This window comes from Streptomyces sp. NPDC050997 (assembly GCF_040660135.1).
Classification (GTDB): domain Bacteria; phylum Actinomycetota; class Actinomycetes; order Streptomycetales; family Streptomycetaceae; genus Streptomyces.
Map to the genome: position 1 here is coordinate 465,614 of NZ_JBFAGK010000006.1, position 18,213 is coordinate 483,826.

An 18,213-nucleotide genomic window follows, 5' to 3' on the forward strand; every position below is an offset into this window, starting at 1 on the left:
GCTAGGTCAGTGAACCCCCCGTCGCATCCACCCAGCTGCCCGTGACCCATCGACCGCCGTCCGACGCCAGGAACGCCACCACCTCCGCGACGTCGGCCGTCTCGCCCACTCTGCCCAGTGCCGATATCGCCGCCGCCTCCGCCCAGGAGTCCTCGCTCCTGTGCAGCAACTCGTACGTGTTGTCGGTGGCGATGATCCCCGGCGCCACCGAGTTCACCGTGATGTTCCGGGGGCCCAGCACCTTGGACAGGTCGCGGGAGAGGACGTCCAGTGCGCCCTTCGTCATCGCGTACGCCATGTTGTCCGGCATCGCCGCGGTCCGGGACAGGCCCGACGAGACATTGATGACCCGCCCGCCGTCGCGCAGGCGGCTCATGCCGTGCTTGACGAGGAAGAACGGCGCCTTCACATTGACCGCGAAGACCCGGTCGTACTCCTCCTCCGCGATCTCCTGGATCGGCCGGGTGTTCCCGATGCCGGCGTTGTTCACCAGAATGTCCAGCCCGTCCGCGTGCCGGTCGAACTCCTCCCACAGGGCCTGCGAGTCACCCGGCAGTCCCAGTTCGACCCCGAGTGCGAAGGCCGAGCCGCCCGCCGCCTCGATGGCGTCGACCGTCTCCTTCGCCGCCGTCTCGTTCCTGCCGTAGTGCACCGCGACCCGGGCGCCCTCGCGCCCCAGCCGCTCGGCGATCCCCCGCCCGATACCCCTGCTCGCCCCGGTGACCAGAGCCGTCCTGCCCGCAAGCACACCCATGTCGGCGCCCCCTTCGCATTTCCCTAGCGGTCGCTACAGAAAAACCGTACAACACTCGTCGGGCATTTCTCTAGCACCCGCTATACAATTCACCCCATGGTGAGCGGCGAGGGCACGAAGACGCAGGTCGGACGGGCATCGAAGCCGCGTGGTCGCCCCCGCTCCTTCGATCGCGAGACCGCGCTGGAGAAGGCGCTCCTGGCCTTCTGGGAGCACGGCTACGAGGCCACGTCCGTCTCCGACCTCACCCGCGTGATGGACATCGGCGCCCCGAGCCTCTACGCGGCCTTCGGCGACAAGCGCTCGCTGTTCGAGGAGGTCGTCCGGGAGTACGGCGCCAAGTACGGCTCCTTCGGTGACCGTGCCCTCGCGGAGGAGCCCACAGCCCGCGCCGCCGTCGAGCGCACCCTGCGCGAGGCCGCCGTCGAGTACACCGACCCCGCCCATCCGTTCGGCTGCCTCGTCATCCACGCGGCCACCAACTGCACGACCCGCGAGGTGGAGGAGTCCCTGCGTGAGCGGCGCAACGCCAACATCGCCGCGTTCGAGAGTCGCGTCAGGGCCGACATCGCCGCGGGCACCCTGCCGGCCGGCACAGACGCCGCCGCCCTCGCCCGGCACGCCGGTGCGATGATCCAGGGCATGTCCCAGCAGGCGCGCGACGGCGCGAGCCGTGCCGAGTTGGAGGCGTTGGTGGGAATTGCCATGGCCATCTGGCCCCGCACATGAACCCACACGCGTTAGGCTGCGTGGTGATTGCCAGGACGTCCGACTAATGACGACCGGCGGGACGCGCCAAGGAAAAGTCCCAACAACAAACAGCCTCCAACGCATGGACACACGTAGTGGTCTAGTCCACAATGCGTAGGGATAACTGAAGACGAACAGACTTCCGTCCTCCCCGCACAGGAGGACGGGACCGAGGAACCGGAGCTCTCTGCCCTGACTGCCCCGGATCCTCATCCTTCGGCCGACCGGGACCGCACACCCCACGGCCGATCTGCTCCGGGCTGCGGTGCCGGGAGGGTTGAGGGTCCCTCCCAGGCGCCGCGGCCCGCGGGTGTTTCCGGGGCCTGTGACGGCTCCTTTCGGGACATGTCCGTACCGCCAGGTACGCTCGCACACGTGCCCTCCATGAACGAACTCGTACGCCAGCACACGGCCCTCGACGACTCCGACCTCGAGTGGCTCCACCTGCTGGTCTCGGAGTGGCAGTTGCTCTCCGACCTCTCCTTCGCCGATCTGGTCCTGTGGGTCCCCACCCGCGACGGCACGCGCTATGTCTCGGTCGCCCAGATGCGGCCCAACACCGGCCCGACCTCGTACCAGGACGACATGGTCGGCCACCTCGTCCCGCGCGGCCGCCGACCGATGCTGGACGTCGCCCTCGACGAGGGCAGGATCGTCCGCGAGGGCGATCCGGAGTGGCGCGAAGAGGTCCCCGTCCGGATCGAGTCCATCCCGGTGCGACGGGACGGGCGCGTCCTCGGGGTCATCGCACGCAACACCAACCTTCTGACCGTGCGCACCCCGAGCCGTCTGGAGCTGACGTATCTCCAGAGCGCCTCGGACCTCGCGCAGATGATCGCGGCCGGCGCCTTCCCCTTCGCGAACCAGCTGGTCGACATGGACGCCTCGCCCCGCGTGGGCGACGGACTGATCCGCCTCGACGCGGACGGCCTCGTCCAGTACGCCTCGCCGAACGCGCTGTCCGCCTACCACCGCCTCGGTCTCGCCTCCGACCTGGTCGGTCACCACCTCGGCAAGACCACCGCCGAACTCGCCCCGACCCACGGGCCGGTGGACGAGGCACTCGCCAAGGTCGCCAGCGGCTGGGCACCGCGGGAGTTCGAGATCGAGTCCGACGACGGCGTGATCCAGTTCCGCGCGATCCCTCTCAAGCCCAAGGGCACGCGCATCGGTTCGCTGGTCCTGCTCCGTGATGTCACCGAACTGCGCCGCCGCGAGCGTGAGTTGATCACCAAGGACGCGACCATCCGGGAGATCCATCACCGGGTGAAGAACAACCTCCAGACGGTGGCCGCGCTGCTGCGGCTCCAGGCCCGACGCATCGAGTCCGACCGCGGCCGCGAAGCGCTCGAAGAGGCGGTCCGTCGGGTCGGTTCGATCGCGATCGTGCACGAGACGCTGTCCCAGAACCTGGACGAGCGCGTGGAGTTCGACGAGATCGCCGACCGGGTCCTCGCGATGGTGGCGGAGATCTCCCCGGGCAAGGTGACCGGCCGGCGTACCGGCCGCTTCGGCATCCTGGACGCGGAGGTCGCCACCCCCTTGTCGATGGTCCTGACCGAGATCCTCCAGAACGCCCTCGAACACGGCTTCCGCGAGGGGGAGACCGGCACCGTCGAGGTCTCGGCCGTCCGCAGCGGCACCGCCAACGAGGCCCGCCTGCTGGTCACCGTGCAGGACGACGGTGTCGGCCTGCCCGCGGGCTTCGCCCCGCACACCGCCGGCAACCTCGGCCTGCAGATCGTACGGACGCTGGTGGAGGGCGAGTTGGGCGGCACCTTCGACATGGTCCCGGCACCGGAGCGCGGAACCCGGGTGATCCTGGACATCCCGGTGCGGGCGAGCAAGTAGCGCCGTACGGACGCGCCGGGCCCCGGAAGCACAGCAAGGAGCCCCGGACCGTTCAGGGGTCCGGGGCTCGTCATGCTCGTTGCCAGCGGTTGCTGCGCATCGGGGGTACTGCGCGCTGCGGCTCGGGGGCGGGAGATGCGTACTCGCTGTACGCGCCGCCAAGCTCAGGCTGTTAGCGGGGCGGGTGTTGTCAGGCGGAGGCCTGACGGGCCCGGTTGCGGGCGGCGCGGCGCTTCATGGCGCGGCGCTCGTCCTCGCTGAGACCACCCCAGACGCCGGAGTCCTGGCCGGACTCGAGCGCCCACTGCAGACACTGCTCCATAACCGGGCAGCGACGGCAGACGGCCTTGGCTTCCTCGATCTGCAGCAGCGCAGGACCGGTGTTGCCGATGGGGAAGAAGAGCTCGGGGTCTTCCTCGCGGCAAACGGCGTTGTGACGCCAGTCCATGGCTGCTACCTCTCCTTGGTATTACGTGCGGGTTGCTTGTGAATGTGAACGCTTTCACGAATCCCTCAACAAGTGAAGGGCCGTCGTCGGGTTCGCCGACGTGGTCCTGTGGATTGAAGAGGGGTTCTGGTGATCAGTGGAGGCTGGTCCTGCGGGCCGTCCCGATCGCCATGTAGAGACTCGCAAACCTCAGCGGCGGATACAACCCCTACCGGAAAGTTTTTTTTGATTCCTCGGTGTCGACTAGGTCACAGCCGTACTTCTATGGGGTGGACCCTGGCCTAAACGTTCGAGTGAAAGGACTTCAGCCCTTTCTGCTCACACAATCACACGCAGTGCACGGCGTACGCCTGTGAACGTCACGCTCGTACGGAGCCCTAGGTGGTCGCCGTCCATCTGAAGGGGGAGCGGCACCTTCGAATGCAAGGTGAACTGGTCCATGTCGTGCAGGGAGACCGCGTGCTTGCCATGGGGTCCCCGCTCGGGGGACGAAGTGAGCAACTGGGTGCCATACCGGGCAACCGCGGGTGTTGTCATACGGCTGAGACCGAGTACGTCGAGGCCTTTATCGAACGAGGCCTTAGGTGACGCGTACATCGGGTGATTACCCAGGAAGGTCCACGGAGAGGTGTTCGAGACTATGGAAAGCACCAGATCGGTCACCGGGTCAGCGTCCGACCGCTCCAGCGTGATCGTTCCCTGGCGGCGGTGTGCCTCGCCGAAGAACTGGCGCAGAGCCTGACGTACATACAGGGCGTGGGTGGACTTCCTGCCACGCTCGCGCTGCTGTTCGACCCGGCCGACGACCCCGGCGTCGAAGCCGAGACCCGCGTTGAAGGTGAACCAGCGCGCCGGTACGGCCTCGTCCTCCGTGCCCGGGGTGCCCGAGGTCAGCCCCAGGCCCACCGTACGTACGCTGCCGTCGCGCAGGGCGTCCAGCAGGGCGCCGGTGGCCTCCACGGCGTCGTTGGGCAGACCCAGCGCGCGGGCGAAGACGTTCGTGGAGCCGCCGGGGACCACCGCGAGGCCGGGCAGGCGCTCCGGGTCCGGGCCCGCATGGAGGAGGCCGTTGACGACCTCGTTGACCGTGCCGTCGCCACCGAGGGCCACGACCAGGTCGACGTCCGAGCTCTCCGCGGCCTGCCGGCCCAGGTCGCGCGCGTGGCCGCGGTACTCGGTGGTGACCGCCTCCAGCTTCATCTCGCTCGCAAGCGCGTGGATCAGGACATCGCGCGTACGTGCGCTTGTGGTGGTTGCCGCCGGATTGACAACGAGAAGTGCACGCATGAGTTGCAGCGTACCTACCTGGTGGTACCGGGCACAGGGCGAGGTAGGGATCAAGTAAGACTTCCGAGGTGAACCTCGCCACGAGCCGTACGGACCGAGGGCTACCCTTCAAGGGTGAGCGCTGAGCAGAACCCCACTCCCGAAGCGGAATCCGCCGGTCCGGCGGGGCCCCGTCCCGGTCGGCTCATCGCCGCGGCGGCGCTGACCGCGCTGGAGGGGCTCGCTCTGGTCGTCGGCGGTGCCTGGATGCTCGTGGAGGGCTTCGTCGGGGACCCGGACGACCGTCGGTCGGCCGTCACCGGGGGCATCACCTTGATCGTGCTCGCGCTGCTGCCGCTGCTCGCCACGCGCGGGCTGCTCGGCCGGCGCGGCTGGAGCCGTGGGCCTGCCGTGATCACGCAGATCATGGCGTTGCCGGTGGCCTACAACCTGCTCCAGGCCGACAGCGTGGCCATTCCGGCGGGGATCGCGCTCGGGGTGGTCGCGATCGCGGCGCTGGTGCTGCTCGTGAACGCGGCGACGACCCAGGCCCTCGGGATCAAGGGGCCGGGTCGCACGCAGGAACCTGGCAAGTAGCCGGTCGGGCGGATGGCCGCCGCCCCAGCGAGTGGCTGTCCGGGCAACCAACCGTCGCCCCGACGAGTGGCCGTCCCGGCAACCAACCGTCGCCCTCGACGAGTCGCAGTCGCGGCAACCAGCTCGTCGCCCTCGATGAGTGGCCGTCCCGGCCGCTGTCGTGTTCCGGTCGGCGGCCGACTACTCCTCCACCAGCAGCTTCTCCCGCAGCTGGGCCAGCGTGCGGGCCAGCAATCGCGAGACGTGCATCTGCGAGATGCCGACCTCCTGCGCGATCTGCGACTGGGTCATGTTGCCGAAGAAGCGCAGCAGCAGGATCCGCTTCTCGCGCGGGGGCAGGTCCTCCAGGAGCGGCTTGAGGGACTCGCGGTACTCGACGCCCTCCAGCGCCTCGTCCTCCGAGCCCAGGGTGTCCGCGACCGCCGGGGACTCGTCGTCGGTGTCGGGGACGTCCAGGGACAGCGTGGAGTACGCGTTGGCGGACTCCAGGCCCTCCAGGACCTCCTCCTCCGAGATGGCCAGCTTCTCGGCCAGCTCGTGCACCGTGGGGGAGCGGCCGTGCTGCTGGGACAGCTCCGCCGTGGCTGTCGTCAGGGCCAGCCGCAGCTCCTGGAGTCTGCGCGGGACCCGCACCGCCCAGCCCTTGTCGCGGAAGTGCCGCTTGATCTCCCCGACGACCGTCGGTGTCGCGTAGGTCGAGAACTCGACGCCGCGGTCCGGGTCGAAGCGGTCCACCGACTTGATCAGGCCGATGGTGGCGACCTGGGTGAGGTCGTCCAGCGGCTCACCGCGGTTGCGGAAGCGGCGCGCGAGGTGCTCGACGAGCGGCAGGTGCATGCGGACCAGCTGGTTGCGCAGCTCGGCGTACTCCGGGCTGCCCTCCCTCAGGGCGCGCAGTTCGACGAACCTGGCGCGCGCCCCGCTGCGGTCCTGATGGTCGTGCCGGGTGGGCTGCACCCGCGGCGCGCCCGTCGCGTCGTCCTCGGAGTTTCGCTGGTGCTCGCTCATCGTTCCGCCCGTCGCCCTTCCACGAGCCCTCGCCTCGGCTCGGACAGGGGTGACCTCGATCTGTCCGTCCAGAGGCTCGCTCTGCACGGCACCTTCCCGATCACGCTGCCCGTCGCCCGAGAGGCCCGCCTCCGAGGAGTCGTCCTCCGGGTGCGGCCGGGCCTGTTCGGGGATGCCGTCGATGCCGTCCGCCATGCGTCGGGCTGTGCTAGGACCGCCCGTGTCCGTGGCGGCCGGCAGCTCCCGTGTGCCGCGCTCTTCGTCCCGCACCGGCCCGTCCCCGTTCCTCACGCCGGCCCGGGTCCCGCGCCGCGCTGTTTGTAGAGGCTGATCGAAACGGTCTTGTCCTCGTCGACGGCCGACGACACCTTGCCGGCCAGGGCCGACAGCACCGTCCACGCGAACGTGTCCCGCGCGGGGGCGTGACCGTCCGTGGTCGGCGCCGAGACGGTGACCTCGAGTGAGTCGTCGACTAGGCGGAACACACAGCTGAGGACCGAGCCGGGCACGGCCTGCTGAAGCAGGATCGCGCAGGCCTCGTCCACCGCGATGCGCAGGTCCTCGATCTCGTCGAGGGTGAAGTCCAAACGGGCCGCGAGACCGGCCGTGGCCGTACGCAGCACCGACAGGTAGGCACCCGCGGCCGGCAGCCGGACTTCGACGAAGTCCTGGGTCGCGGGCTCGCCTGCGATCTGGGACACCCTCACCTCCAAGGTGGTACAAGCTTCTCAGGGCCGAGGGTCGCCCCCCGGGATAACGCGGTACATGGTTCAGCGGTGACGCTACCGCGCTCTGAACTTTCCTGTCCCCGGGACCCCAACCCCTTGCTGTCACTCATAGTAAACACACGGATACGCTCCGTGGCTAGGGGGTCTGCGGGCCCAATTGGGAAGAGCGCGCGCCGGGTTGACGTACCCAGACGTCAGACGGTCGAACCGTCCGGATCTGGGGTCAGTCGAGGGTCATACAAGGACATGGTCGACGAAGCACCACCGCCATGCCTCACCAGGCTCGAACGTCCGCATGATCGGATGTCCTGTGTCCTTGTAGTGCTCCGTCGCGTGTCGTCCCGGAGAGGAGTCACAGCAGCCGACGTAGCCGCAGGTCAGGCACAGCCGCAGCTGTACCGGATGGGTGCCGGTGGCCAGGCACTCCGGACAGGTGTCGCTCAGCGGCTCGGGCTCCGGGTGCGGCAGCTCGTCGGCATGCGTGCACTGTTTCATGATTGCCAGGTTACGACGGGTGTGCGGACGGCCGTGCGGAAAAAAGTTGGCGGGCACCCGACGATGGACGAGGGTGGGCGGAAAGCATGGATGTGATGCCACTGCTGTTGCTGGTGGCGGGCAGTGCCGTGGTCGCGGCGGCGGCACGGCGCACCCCGGTGCCGGCGCCGCTGCTGCTGGTCGCGGCCGGGCTGGCGATCAGTTACGTCCCCGGGGTCCCCGGGTACACCCTCGACCCGCATATCGTCCTGCCGCTCGTGCTGCCCCCGCTGCTGTACACGGCGGCCGCCGACAGCTCCTATCTCGACCTTCGCGCGCAAATGCGGCCGGTGGCGCTGCTGTCTGTGGGATACGTCCTTTTCGCGACCTTCGCCGTCGGCTGGGCCGCCTACCTGATCGTGCCGGAGCTGCCGCTGACCGCGGCGCTGGTGCTGGGCGCGGTGGTGGCACCGCCGGACGCCGTCGCGGCCACGGCGGTCGCGCGCCGGGTCGGGCTGCCGTCCCGGATCACCACGATCCTGCAGGGCGAGTCCCTGGTGAACGACGCCACCGCGATCACGGCCTACCGGGTGGCCCTCGCGGCGGCCGTAGGCGAGGGCGCCACCTGGGTCGGCGGGATCGGCGAGTTCCTGCTCGCGGCGGTCGGCGGCGTCGGCTTCGGGCTGGTGCTCATGGTGCCGATCCACTGGCTGCGCACCCACATGAAGGAGGCACTGCTGCAGAACACGCTCTCCCTGTTGATCCCGTTCGTCGCCTACGCGGCCGCCGAGCAGGTGCACGCCTCTGGCGTCCTCGCGGTCGTGACCGTGGCGCTCTATCTCGGCCACCGCGCGTGGGAGGTCGACTTCGCGACCCGCCTCCAGGAGGAGGCCGTCTGGAAGATGGTCGCGTTCGTCCTGGAGTCCGCGGTGTTCGCCCTGATCGGACTGCAACTGCCGTTGATCATCAAGGGCCTGGGGGAGTACGAGGGCGGTCGTGCCGCCTGGTACGCGATCGCCGTGTTCCTCGTGGTGGTCGTCTCCCGTTTCGTGTGGGTGTACCCGGCGACCTTCCTGCCGCGCTGGCTGTCGGCGCGGATCCGGGAACGCGAGAACGACCCGACCTGGAAGGGGCCGTTCGTCATCGCCTGGGCGGGCATGCGGGGCGTGGTCTCCCTGGCCATCGCCTTCTCGATCCCGCTGACCGTGCACGGCGGAGCCCCCTTCCCGGAGCGCAACCTCATCCTGTTCCTGACCTTCACCACGGTCATCGGGACCCTGGTCCTCCAGGGCCTCACCCTGCCCTCGCTGGTCCGTCTCCTGAAACTCCCCGGCCGGGACGCGCAGGCCGAGACCCTCGCGGAGGCCAACGCCCAGGCGCAAGCCTCCCGGGCCGCCGAGCGGCGCCTGGACGACCTCCTTTCCGACGAGCGCAACGCCCTCCCGGGGCCGCTGGCCGACCGTCTGCGCTCGGTCCTGGAGCGGCGCCGCAACGCGGTCTGGGAACGCCTCGGCCAGGTGAACCCGATCACCGGTGAGACCGTCGACGAGGCCTACCGGCGCCTGTCCCGGGAGATGATCGGCGCCGAGCGCGCGGTCTTCGTCAAACTGCGCGACGCCCGCTACATAGACGACGAGATGCTGCGGACCCTTCTGCGCAGGCTGGACCTGGAGGAGGCGGCGGCTTATCGGGAGTCGGCGTAAGGAATGGTCGTTTCCCCCTAATGTGGTCATGAATGTGGCCACGACGGGTGATCCCCGTACGCGGTGATCCCTGTTACGTGGAGCGGGGAGGGGGCGGGGGCAGATGCAGGAGGCGTGCGAGCCCGGGGCGGACGTCACGCTCGCGATCAACCAGGTGAGCGGGTGGATCGCCGCGGCAGACACCAAGGCGGGGCTGCTGGCCGCGAGCCTGGGGGTCCTCGTGGCGGGACTTCTGACCCAGGCGGGCCCGCTGCGGACGATGGCCCCGCCGCACACGGTCCGGGAAGCGCTGATCCTGGTGCTGGCTCATCTGGTGATGGTGGCGGTGGCGGTGTCGGGGTGGTTCATCCTCCGCACACTGGCCCCGAAGTCGACGACGAGCCGGCCGACGCGGTACGGCTGGCCGACGCTCGCGCGGCGGATCGGCGCCCCGGAGCCGAGTCCGGAGCCGAGTCCGGGGCCGGACCCGGACGGCGACAACGGGCGGGCACGGGCCGAGGCATGGCAGCACGCCATCGATCTCGCCGTCATCGCACAGCGGAAGTTCGTCGCCTTCCGGGCCGCTCTGGCGTGGGCGACGGTAGCGGGCGGAACGCTGCTGTCACTACTGATTGTCACCCTTTGGGCATGATCTGATGATCCATTGGATAAACGCACGGCTCACGGTTAATCTCTGCTTTCTCCCCGTCGAGGTGCCGGATCCGCCGCCTCACACATCAACGGCGGGGTCGTTCTGGGGTGCTTGACCTTGGGGGACGAGCAGCTTGACAACGTCCGGTGTTTTTCCTGTTCATCACGTCATGCTCGGCATCGACATCCAGGGTTCCTCCCGGCCTTCCCGTGACGACAGCGTCCTGCCGACACTCCGCGCGGCACAGACCAGGCTGATCGCCGAGGCCCTGGGCCAGCAGGGCGTCGACAGCAACGCCTACGCGCTCCGCAGCCGCGGCGACGGCGGGCGGTACGACTTCCGTCCGGATGTCTCCCCGGTCCCCGTGGTGGAAGCGGTGACCGGCCGACTCCCCGGCCTGCTGCGGCGCCACAACAAGGAGTCGTCGGAAGCGCTTCAGCTCGTACTGCGGCTGGTCGTCCATGGCGGATACCTCGTGCCCACCCCCGACGGCGGCGACGCCGACGGAGCGGACGTCAACCTGTTGCACGGGATGCTGGACGCGGAGCAGTTGCGTTCCGAGCTGGTCGACAACGGTGCGCCGTACGTGCTCGCGGTGTCGGAGAGCATCTGGTACGGCGCCGTCCGACACGGGCACGGCGAGCTCGACCCGGACGCCTTCACACCCGGGGAGCTGACCGTCAAGGGCGGCGTACGGGTGGCCACCTGGCTGACTCCGGCCGCACGCACCGCGCGGCCCGCACCGAGCCCCGAGCCTCCGAAGACGCGGCGGGCCGGCCAGGCGCCTCGCCGCGACGGTGGCGACTCCGCCTCCCCGGACGAGCGTCCCCGGCCCGGCATCACCTTCAACGGGAAGGTGCGGGCCAAGAACGTGGTCAGCGGCGAGCAGTGGAACCTTCGGTGAGTTCGCAGGAGTCCACGGAAACCGCCGACGGGACCGAGGCGAAGGACGACGATCCCGCGAGTCGTGGGCCGGGCGTGACCGGCGACCACGCGGACGGTGCCGACGAGGAACAGTTCGAGCCGGGAGACATGCACCGGCTGCGCTCCGACCTGGACAACGACGTGGGCCGCTTCGACGGGGCCGGGTCGATGACCTTCCAACGCCGGGTGCGGGCCGAGTCGATCGTGGGCGGTGACCAGTTCATCCTCAACATGGGCGGGCGCCCCGCCCGCCGCGCCAGTTGGTACCGCCTCACGGACGCCGAGCTGATGGAGATGGAGCAGGTCTATGTGCGTCCGCCGTGCGCTCAGGACGCGGAGAGCACGCTGCGCCGCCACCATGTACTCGTGCTGCGCGGTCCCCGCCACAGCGGCCTGCGTTTCCTCGCCACGGCCGTGGCCGTCACCCTCGCGCCGCCCGACGGACAGTGCCGCCTCCTCCACCCGGGCACCGATCCGGACGCCCTCGTGGCGCAGGACGTGGCCGCCGGCTGCGCGTACGTACTGGAGACCGGGCCGGGGCGGGCGGACCGCCCCCTGAGCGGCTTCACGCTGTCCAAGCTGTCGCAGATCCTCACCGACCGGGGCGCCTTCCTGGTGCTGACGGTCGACGACGCCTCGCCCGCTCCGACGGACACGGCCGCGTGGACGGTGTCGGTGGACGAACGTCCGGACGGCGTCCGTCTGCTGCGCAGCCACCTGCGCCACCGGCTGCCCATGCCGCGGCGCTCGCACACGGAGACCCTGCTCGGCCACGAGGAGGTGACCGAGTGGCTCGCGACCAGGCCGACGCCGACGGAGATCGCGCAGACCGCACGCGAACTGGCGCGGACCGCGGACGGATCGTCGACCGTGGCCGAGTGCATGGCGCAGGTCGCCGTACGCATCAAGCAGGACGCGGCGGACCTGCTCAAGAACCAGGAGCTGCCCCGGGAACTGGCGCTCGCCGTGGCCTTCTTCGGCGGGTTCCCCTACGCGACGGTCACCCGCCTGGAGAACCGGCTGGCCGACGTCGTCCACGAGGCGATGGCACTCGACGGGGCCCGTCCGCGCCCGTTCCTCGCCGTCACCCGCACGCAACGGCTGGAAGCGGTACGCGCCGTCACCGCCACCGGGACGGTGTACACCCGCTACGGCAGCAGTCCGGCGGAGGTCGTGGACTTCTCCGCGCGAGGTCTGGCGCCGGCACTCATCGACGCCATGTGGCTGGACTACGACGGCTTCGAGTTGCTGCGTTGGCTCTCCGACCTCGTGCACGACCCCGACGCGGCGGTCCGGCGGCGCGCGGCGGTGTGCGTGGGCCGGCTGTCCCTGCTGAGCTTCGTCGAGATCGCGGAGGAGGTGCTTCAGCCGTGGTCCCTCTCGACCGATCAGCGTGACCGGGTGGCCGCGGCGATCGCGCTCTCCGTGGCGGTGCGCGATCCCGCCGTCGCGGGGCACGCGCTGGGCCTGGTGGAGTCCTGGGGCGCGGCCTCCAACCGGTACCGGCGCATGACCGCCGCGCTCGCCTGGGGCCTCGCGGTGAGCCCCGTACAGCCGGTCGCCGGCATCCAGGGGCTCGGCGAACTGCTGGACACCAAGGACGCGGGCGTGGCCTGGTCGACGAGGGTGGGTCTGTCCGCCGCGTTCACCAGCGGGCTGTCCGCGCTCGTCCTGGAGGCGATGGGCACCTGGCTCGACGGCGCCGACGATCCCGCCCGCGGTCAGCTTCTCGCCGCGTTCCTACGGGTCTGCCTCCTGCGTGGCGCGGATGGCAGACCGGACGCCGCGAACTGGCACACCGTCCTGTGGCTGTTCGGACGGAGCGGGGCGACGGACCACGACCGCCCCGGAGACCGGCGCGGCGCCGCCGGGATCGACGAGGACGTCGTCGACCTCTGGCGGTCCGCTCTCGCGCACCGCGCCACGGCCGGGGAGGCGCTCGACGTACTGGAGTCCTGGATCCGGCAGGCCGACCGCCACGGCGAGTGCCGTGAGGCCCTGCTCGACCTCATCGACGAACTGATCGTGGACGGCAGTGACTTCCGTCGGCTCGACCATCACCTCCAACGGCTCGCGCATGGGCCGTCCACCCCGTCCTACACCGCGCAACTGGCCCTTGTGGAGCTGGACGCGCTGCGCTGAGCGGCAACGACACGAACGACAGGAGCCAGTGTGGCCATGACCAACGGGCCGGTGCGCGGACCCTTCCCGGTGACCCGCCCGCGCGACATCGAGGACCAGGGGCGCCCGGGAGCCGGTGAGTGCGCGGTGGTCCAGCTCGGCAATCAACTCCAGCCTCTGCCCAGGGGAGAGGTGCCCACGTCCGGCATTGGCTGGTTCCGGCCCAAGGGGCAGTACTGGATCGTGGACCTGAGGGAACTCGGCACGACCCTGGACGTGGAACTCGAGAGCGCGGACAAGGGGCTGCGATTCCAGGGCTCGGTCGAGGTGGCCTGGCGCATCGCCGACGCCCGGCTGGCGGCCGAACAGGCCCCCTTCGACGTACCGAAGATCCTCAAGCGCCGTATCGTGCCGCGCCTGAACAGCGCCGCACGGAGCTACGGACTGGACGCGGTGGGGGAGTTCGAGTCATGGGCAGCCCGGGAGCAGTGGACCGGACATCTCGGTGACGGACTGCTGGAGGTTCTGGAGGTCGACTGCGCCCTGCGACCCGACGCCGAGGCCACGGACATCACCCGTACCGGCACGCTGAGCAGCATGCAGCGCACCAACGCGGCCGCGATCCTCAACGAGGGTGAGATGGGCCTGATGGCCGACGCGCTCAGCAAGGACCCCGAGGCCGCCATGGAGTTCTACCGCGACCTCCGGGAGGACAAGCGGGTGGCGATGCTCGCCCATCTGGAGATCGTCAAGGCGGTGGCCGGGTCGGATTCCAGCGAGGAACACGAACGGGCCCACGCGGTCAACGAGTTGCTCACCCAGATCCGCAACACCCTGCCGAGCTCGGCGACCCAGCTGCCGCCCGCGGCCTCGGCGAACGTACCCCACCAGCTCGGCGAGGGCCGATCCCGCCGCCGGGACCGGCGGGCACGTCGCCAGGACGACGGTGGGTACGAGGACCGGCGCGACCGCGGGCCGGGCCCGGACAAGGGCGACGACGCCGGACAGTCACGCCATGAAGACGACTGACGGGGGGCCGCCTGCGATGATCGAGATCTTCGACCTTCTCGTGGACGTGTGGACCGAGGCGTTCTCCTGGTTCGTGTATCCGATACGCGTCCCCCTGTTCATCCTCGCCGCGATCGTGGTGTTCTGGCTCGTCCTGCGCCATGTCGTACCCCGTGCGGGCGGGACCGCCGACTGGACGGGATCGAAGCTGTCCGCGCTCGTCGCGACGGTGCTGCTCGCTCCCGAGTACGCGTGCACCCTGCTGTTCCTCCGGCAGGGCCGGGGCATTCCGCTGGTGCTGCGGATCTACGGCCAGTGGGCGGAGAACGTCTCCGACTGGACGAAGACCGCGGGCCAGACCCTGGGCCGCGGCATGCGGGCCTGCACTCGGGTCTCCTTCAGGGCGGTCACCGCCGTGATGGTCGTCTACCTCGTCGGCTACAACGTGCACGCGATCGGCAGTGCCGAGCGACCGGCCTCCCAGGACGCCCCGGTGGTCGTCTGGTGGGACTCCTTCCAGGGATGGATGGACGCCCCCGAGCATCCGCTGCTGGAGGAAGGAGGGACCCCGTCAGCGCGCCCCGTCGGCCACCATCACCCACAGACCGCCTGACCGCCTGACCGCTACGGCCGACCCGTGATCACCGCGGCCACGGTGGTTCCCGGCGCGAAGCGGCCCTCCTGCGCCAGAGCTACAAGTCCGTACAGCAACTTGGCGACATAGAGCCGCTCGACCGGCAGGTCATGGCGGCTCTCGAAGTCCTCCGCGAAGGCGTCGAGTTCGGGGGTGGTGCGGGCGTAGCCGCCGAAGTGGAAACGCTCGTCGAGGCACCAGGTGCCGCGGGGGCCGCCGAAGGCCTGGTGCTGAAGGGCTCGTATGTCGTCGTTCAGGAAGCCCCCCTTGAGGACGGGGACGCCCAGCACGCGCCGACCGGGGCCGAGTCCGGCCGCCAGCCCCGCGAGCGTGCCGCCGGTGCCACAGGCGACCCCGACGACGTCGGCGTGGCCGCGCAACTCCTCGCCCAGTTCCCGGCATCCCCGTACGGCGAGGGCGTTGCTGCCGCCCTCGGGCACGACGTAGGCGTCGTCGACGCCCGCCGTGCGCAGAAGCGCCGCCAGGGTCTTCGGCTCGGTCTTACGGCGATACGTCGACCTGTCGACGAAGTGCAGTCGCATGCCGTCGGCGGCGCAGCGGGCCAGGGAGGCGTTGAGCGGGCGGCCGGCGAGTTCCTGGCCGCGCACCACGCCGACGGTGGTCAGGCCGAGGAGGCGGCCCGCGGCGGCCGTGGCGCGAAGGTGGTTGGAGTACGCGCCGCCGAAGGTGACGACGGTACGGCCGGCCGCCGCGGTGAGGTTCGGCGCGAGCTTGCGCCACTTGTTGCCGACGAGCTCCGGGTGGATGAGGTCGTCGCGCTTGAGGACGAGCCGGATGCCGTGCCCGGTGAAGCGGTCGTCCTCGATCTCCTGCAACGGGGAGGGGAGCTTGGGGCGCAGGGAGGCGAGGCTGGTCACGGATCCATTGTCACCTCGGGCCCGCGGACTCGGTCACCTCAGACGGTCCCGGATTCGCTTCCGCATCGAGTCCATGGTGAACCCGCGCGGGTCCACCTTGCCCGGCTGCCACTCCAGGTGGCCGATGACCGAGTGCTCCGTCCAGCCGTGATGCCGGCACAGGGCCGCCGCGGCCTTCTCGATCGCCTCCAGCTGGACCTCGGGCCAGGGGTCCTTTCCGTCGCCGAGGTTCTCGCACTCGAAGCCGTAGAAGTGCCGGTTGCCGTCGGTGTTGGTCTCGTTGTCGTTCGGAAGTGCCTCCTCGGCGATCACCGCGCGCAGGACGTCGTCGTCGCCGCGTCCGGCGTGGTTGGCCCGGCCGTAGCCGACGAGGTGGACGGTGCCGTCCTTGGTGATGACACCGTGGCACAGCGGCCCCGGCAGGTCGGTGTGGCCGTCGCGGCAGATCTGCACCGTCCGTGCGCTGCCCTTGGTGACCGTGTGGTGGATCATCACGCCGTTGACCGGGCCCCAGGGACCCTTGTGGTTGCGATTGTGATGCTCCCAGTCGCCCACTTCGACGACGCTGAGGCCCTCCGACTTGAGAGCTGCCAGGAAACTGCCCGCGGACATGGGTGAGGCCATGGCCGGCTCCTTTGTGCTGCGCGACGGCCGCCGTTCGCGGCCGTCTCGTATATCACTGTTTGTACCGGAACTTAGTGATTCGCACACCTTCTTCGCACGGCGTGCGAGCCGATCCGGACAACGGTGTTCCGCTCGCCGGGGCCGACGTCGACTGGACAGGAATGGCTCATGTGCCCAGCCGGGAGTGATCCAACCCCGCTCTTTCGTGTAATAGCACCGGCACGCTCCGTGATGGAAGGCTTGTCCGTGCAGATCGATGCGCGGAGCACACGCTGCCGCGTATGACCGGGAGGGCAATTCCTTATGTCGGTAGGCGAAGAGGTCCGCGCGGAGCAGGACAAGCCGCAGCAGAGTCTCGGCACGGCGGCCGCGCGGAACCTGGCCACCACCACCAAGTCCGCACCTCAGATGCAGGAGATCAGCTCCCGCTGGCTGCTGCGCATGCTTCCCTGGGTGAACGTGCAGGGCGGTACCTACCGCGTGAACCGGCGACTGACCTACGCCGTGGGAGACGGCCGGGTGACGTTCGTGAAGACCGGCGACCGCGTCGAGGTGATCCCCGCGGAGCTGGGCGAGTTGCCCGCACTGAGGTCCTATGACGACGAGGACGTGCTCACCGAACTGGCTCGGCGCTGCGAGCAGCGGGAGTTCGGCGCCGGGACCGTGATCGCCGAGTTCGGCAGCCGGACCGACGAGGTCTTCCTGCTGGCGCACGGCCGGGTGGAGAAGGTCGGCACCGGCCCCTACGGCGACGACGCGGTCCTCGGAGTCCTCGCCGACGGCGCGTACTTCGGCGACCAGGCGCTGCTCGACCCGGACGCCATCTGGGAGTACACGGCCCGCGCGGTCACCGCCTGCACGGTGCTCGTGCTGCCCCGCCAGTCGGTCGAGCAGGTCGCGGAGCGCACCGAATCCCTGAGCGCACACCTCCAGGAGCTGCGCTCGATCCCCTCGCAGCGCACCAACAAGTTCGGTGAGAAGGCGATCGACCTCGCGGCCGGTCATGACGGCGAGCCGGACATCCCGCACACCTTCGTCGACTACGAGGCCCGGCCCCGTGAGTACGAACTGAGCATCGCCCAGACCGTGCTGCGCATCCACTCCCGCGTGGCCGACCTCTACAACCAGCCCATGAACCAGACCGAGCAGCAGATCCGGCTCACGGTCGAGGCGTTGAAGGAACGCCAGGAGCACGAGCTCGTCAACAACCGCGAGTTCGGTCTGCTCAACAACTGCGAGTACGACCAGCGGATTCAGCCGCACGAGGGCGTACCCGGCCCTGACGACCTGGACGAGCTGCTCAGCAGGCGGCGCGGCACCAAGCTGCTGCTCGCCCATCCGCGCGCGATCTCCGCGATCGGCCGTGAGCTCAACAAGCGCGGACTCGTCCCCGAGACCATCGAGGTGGCCGGCAATCGGATCCCCACCTGGCGCGGGGTGCCGATCTACCCGTGCAACAAGATCCCGGTCACCGAGGCCCGCACGACCTCGATCATCGCCATGCGTACCGGCGAGGCCGAGCAGGGTGTCATCGGCCTGCAGCAGGCCGGCATCCCGGACGAGATCGAGCCGAGCCTGTCGGTGCGCTTCATGGGCATCAATGAGCAGGCGATCATCAAGTACCTGGTGACGGCGTACTACTCGGCGGCGGTCCTGGTGCCGGACGCGCTGGGTGTTCTGGAGAACGTCGAGATCGGCCGCTGGAGGTGACGTCCGCCCACCTGAAGGCCGTGTTCTCGCCCCACGGGGCGGGTACACCCCGGTCGTCCGTGCCCGGCCGCGGCGCGGACGCCACCGCCCGCGGACCCTCCGAG

At 69.8% G+C, this 18,213-nt stretch carries 18 protein-coding genes; 10 read left to right on the forward strand and 8 right to left on the reverse strand.

The window, feature by feature from the left end; translation table 11 throughout:
- Position 1 precedes the first annotated feature (1 nt).
- Positions 2-754, reverse strand: a complete 753-nt coding sequence (locus tag AB0H86_RS17360) for an SDR family oxidoreductase (protein ID WP_362438397.1) — start codon at positions 752-754, stop codon at positions 2-4.
- Between the two features lie 96 nt (positions 755-850).
- On the opposite strand from AB0H86_RS17360, the gene AB0H86_RS17365 reads away from it, so the two are divergent.
- Together AB0H86_RS17365 and AB0H86_RS17370 are read left to right on the forward strand one after the other, a co-directional pair.
- Positions 851-1,483, forward strand: a complete 633-nt coding sequence (locus AB0H86_RS17365) for a TetR/AcrR family transcriptional regulator (RefSeq protein WP_362438400.1) — start codon at positions 851-853, stop codon at positions 1,481-1,483.
- 405 nt (positions 1,484-1,888) lie between these two features.
- The gene (locus tag AB0H86_RS17370) at positions 1,889-3,355 is read left to right on the forward strand and encodes a PAS domain-containing sensor histidine kinase (RefSeq protein WP_362438587.1); all 1,467 of its coding nucleotides are present in this window, start codon (positions 1,889-1,891) and stop codon (positions 3,353-3,355) included.
- Positions 3,356-3,545: 190 nt separating this feature from the next.
- Here AB0H86_RS17370 and AB0H86_RS17375 read toward each other — a convergent pair whose 3' ends face one another.
- Both AB0H86_RS17375 and AB0H86_RS17380 read right to left on the reverse strand, forming a co-directional pair.
- The gene (locus AB0H86_RS17375; protein WP_016639615.1) at positions 3,546-3,803 is read right to left on the reverse strand and encodes a WhiB family transcriptional regulator; all 258 of its coding nucleotides are present in this window, start codon (positions 3,801-3,803) and stop codon (positions 3,546-3,548) included.
- Positions 3,804-4,121: 318 nt separating this feature from the next.
- Complete coding sequence (locus tag AB0H86_RS17380; protein WP_362438403.1) at positions 4,122-5,090, reverse strand: diacylglycerol kinase family protein; 969 nt, start codon at positions 5,088-5,090, stop codon at positions 4,122-4,124.
- A 114-nt stretch (positions 5,091-5,204) separates the two neighbouring features.
- On the opposite strand from AB0H86_RS17380, the gene AB0H86_RS17385 reads away from it, so the two are divergent.
- Positions 5,205-5,666, forward strand: a complete 462-nt coding sequence (locus AB0H86_RS17385; RefSeq protein ID WP_362438406.1) for a hypothetical protein — start codon at positions 5,205-5,207, stop codon at positions 5,664-5,666.
- A gap of 180 nt (positions 5,667-5,846) precedes the next feature.
- Here the strand turns inward: AB0H86_RS17385 and AB0H86_RS17390 are convergent, their stop codons facing one another.
- The 3 genes from AB0H86_RS17390 to AB0H86_RS17400 form a co-directional block, all read right to left on the reverse strand.
- Positions 5,847-6,944 carry an RNA polymerase sigma factor SigF gene (locus tag AB0H86_RS17390; protein WP_362438409.1) on the reverse strand — a complete coding sequence of 366 codons (1,098 nt, stop codon included), beginning with the start codon at positions 6,942-6,944 and terminating at the stop codon, positions 5,847-5,849.
- 17 nt (positions 6,945-6,961) lie between these two features.
- Positions 6,962-7,375, reverse strand: a complete 414-nt coding sequence (locus tag AB0H86_RS17395) for an anti-sigma regulatory factor (protein ID WP_019058277.1) — start codon at positions 7,373-7,375, stop codon at positions 6,962-6,964.
- A gap of 261 nt (positions 7,376-7,636) precedes the next feature.
- A complete protein-coding gene (locus AB0H86_RS17400) occupies positions 7,637-7,897 on the reverse strand; it encodes a UBP-type zinc finger domain-containing protein (RefSeq protein WP_362438412.1) in 261 nt (86 codons plus the stop codon).
- Positions 7,898-7,983: 86 nt separating this feature from the next.
- On the opposite strand from AB0H86_RS17400, the gene AB0H86_RS17405 reads away from it, so the two are divergent.
- The 6 genes from AB0H86_RS17405 to AB0H86_RS17430 all read left to right on the forward strand — a co-directional run bounded on the left by AB0H86_RS17405 (position 7,984) and on the right by AB0H86_RS17430 (position 14,876).
- On the forward strand, positions 7,984-9,579 hold the full coding sequence (locus AB0H86_RS17405; protein WP_362438415.1) for a Na+/H+ antiporter: 1,596 nt from the start codon (positions 7,984-7,986) through the stop codon (positions 9,577-9,579).
- A 103-nt stretch (positions 9,580-9,682) separates the two neighbouring features.
- A complete protein-coding gene (locus tag AB0H86_RS17410; RefSeq protein ID WP_362438418.1) occupies positions 9,683-10,210 on the forward strand; it encodes a hypothetical protein in 528 nt (175 codons plus the stop codon).
- A 169-nt stretch (positions 10,211-10,379) separates the two neighbouring features.
- Positions 10,380-11,114, forward strand: a complete 735-nt coding sequence (locus AB0H86_RS17415) for a hypothetical protein (RefSeq protein ID WP_362438421.1) — start codon at positions 10,380-10,382, stop codon at positions 11,112-11,114.
- Complete coding sequence (locus tag AB0H86_RS17420) at positions 11,111-13,276, forward strand: hypothetical protein (protein ID WP_362438423.1); 2,166 nt, start codon at positions 11,111-11,113, stop codon at positions 13,274-13,276. Before AB0H86_RS17415 ends, AB0H86_RS17420 begins: the two co-directional genes overlap by 4 nt.
- Positions 13,277-13,312: 36 nt before the next feature.
- On the forward strand, positions 13,313-14,284 hold the full coding sequence (locus AB0H86_RS17425) for a hypothetical protein (protein ID WP_362438426.1): 972 nt from the start codon (positions 13,313-13,315) through the stop codon (positions 14,282-14,284).
- A complete protein-coding gene (locus AB0H86_RS17430) occupies positions 14,271-14,876 on the forward strand; it encodes a hypothetical protein (RefSeq protein WP_362438429.1) in 606 nt (201 codons plus the stop codon). Before AB0H86_RS17425 ends, AB0H86_RS17430 begins: the two co-directional genes overlap by 14 nt.
- 11 nt (positions 14,877-14,887) lie before the next feature.
- On the opposite strand, the gene AB0H86_RS17435 is transcribed toward AB0H86_RS17430, so the two are convergent.
- Both AB0H86_RS17435 and AB0H86_RS17440 read right to left on the reverse strand, forming a co-directional pair.
- Positions 14,888-15,775 carry a pyridoxal-phosphate dependent enzyme gene (locus tag AB0H86_RS17435; RefSeq protein ID WP_362438431.1) on the reverse strand — a complete coding sequence of 296 codons (888 nt, stop codon included), beginning with the start codon at positions 15,773-15,775 and terminating at the stop codon, positions 14,888-14,890.
- A gap of 33 nt (positions 15,776-15,808) precedes the next feature.
- A complete protein-coding gene (locus AB0H86_RS17440) occupies positions 15,809-16,399 on the reverse strand; it encodes an N-acetylmuramoyl-L-alanine amidase (protein ID WP_362438434.1) in 591 nt (196 codons plus the stop codon).
- A gap of 303 nt (positions 16,400-16,702) precedes the next feature.
- On the opposite strand from AB0H86_RS17440, the gene AB0H86_RS17445 reads away from it, so the two are divergent.
- Positions 16,703-18,109 carry a family 2B encapsulin nanocompartment shell protein gene (locus AB0H86_RS17445; protein ID WP_362438437.1) on the forward strand — a complete coding sequence of 469 codons (1,407 nt, stop codon included), beginning with the start codon at positions 16,703-16,705 and terminating at the stop codon, positions 18,107-18,109.
- Positions 18,110-18,213: the final 104 nt, after the last annotated feature.

Bases quoted from the DNA above. Each gene is read 5' to 3' on its own strand.
- AB0H86_RS17360 (WP_362438397.1), bottom strand. From the start codon at position 754: ATGGGTGTGCTTGCGGGCAGGACGGCTCTGGTCACCGGGGCGAGCAGG.
- AB0H86_RS17365 (WP_362438400.1), top strand. From the start codon at position 851: ATGGTGAGCGGCGAGGGCACGAAGACGCAGGTCGGACGGGCATCGAAG.
- AB0H86_RS17370 (WP_362438587.1), top strand. From the start codon at position 1,889: ATGAACGAACTCGTACGCCAGCACACGGCCCTCGACGACTCCGACCTC.
- AB0H86_RS17375 (WP_016639615.1), bottom strand. From the start codon at position 3,803: ATGGACTGGCGTCACAACGCCGTTTGCCGCGAGGAAGACCCCGAGCTC.
- AB0H86_RS17380 (WP_362438403.1), bottom strand. From the start codon at position 5,090: ATGCGTGCACTTCTCGTTGTCAATCCGGCGGCAACCACCACAAGCGCA.
- AB0H86_RS17400 (WP_362438412.1), bottom strand. From the start codon at position 7,897: ATGAAACAGTGCACGCATGCCGACGAGCTGCCGCACCCGGAGCCCGAG.
- AB0H86_RS17405 (WP_362438415.1), top strand. From the start codon at position 7,984: ATGGATGTGATGCCACTGCTGTTGCTGGTGGCGGGCAGTGCCGTGGTC.
- AB0H86_RS17410 (WP_362438418.1), top strand. From the start codon at position 9,683: ATGCAGGAGGCGTGCGAGCCCGGGGCGGACGTCACGCTCGCGATCAAC.
- AB0H86_RS17415 (WP_362438421.1), top strand. From the start codon at position 10,380: ATGCTCGGCATCGACATCCAGGGTTCCTCCCGGCCTTCCCGTGACGAC.
- AB0H86_RS17425 (WP_362438426.1), top strand. From the start codon at position 13,313: ATGACCAACGGGCCGGTGCGCGGACCCTTCCCGGTGACCCGCCCGCGC.
- AB0H86_RS17430 (WP_362438429.1), top strand. From the start codon at position 14,271: ATGAAGACGACTGACGGGGGGCCGCCTGCGATGATCGAGATCTTCGAC.
- AB0H86_RS17440 (WP_362438434.1), bottom strand. From the start codon at position 16,399: ATGGCCTCACCCATGTCCGCGGGCAGTTTCCTGGCAGCTCTCAAGTCG.
- AB0H86_RS17445 (WP_362438437.1), top strand. From the start codon at position 16,703: ATGTCGGTAGGCGAAGAGGTCCGCGCGGAGCAGGACAAGCCGCAGCAG.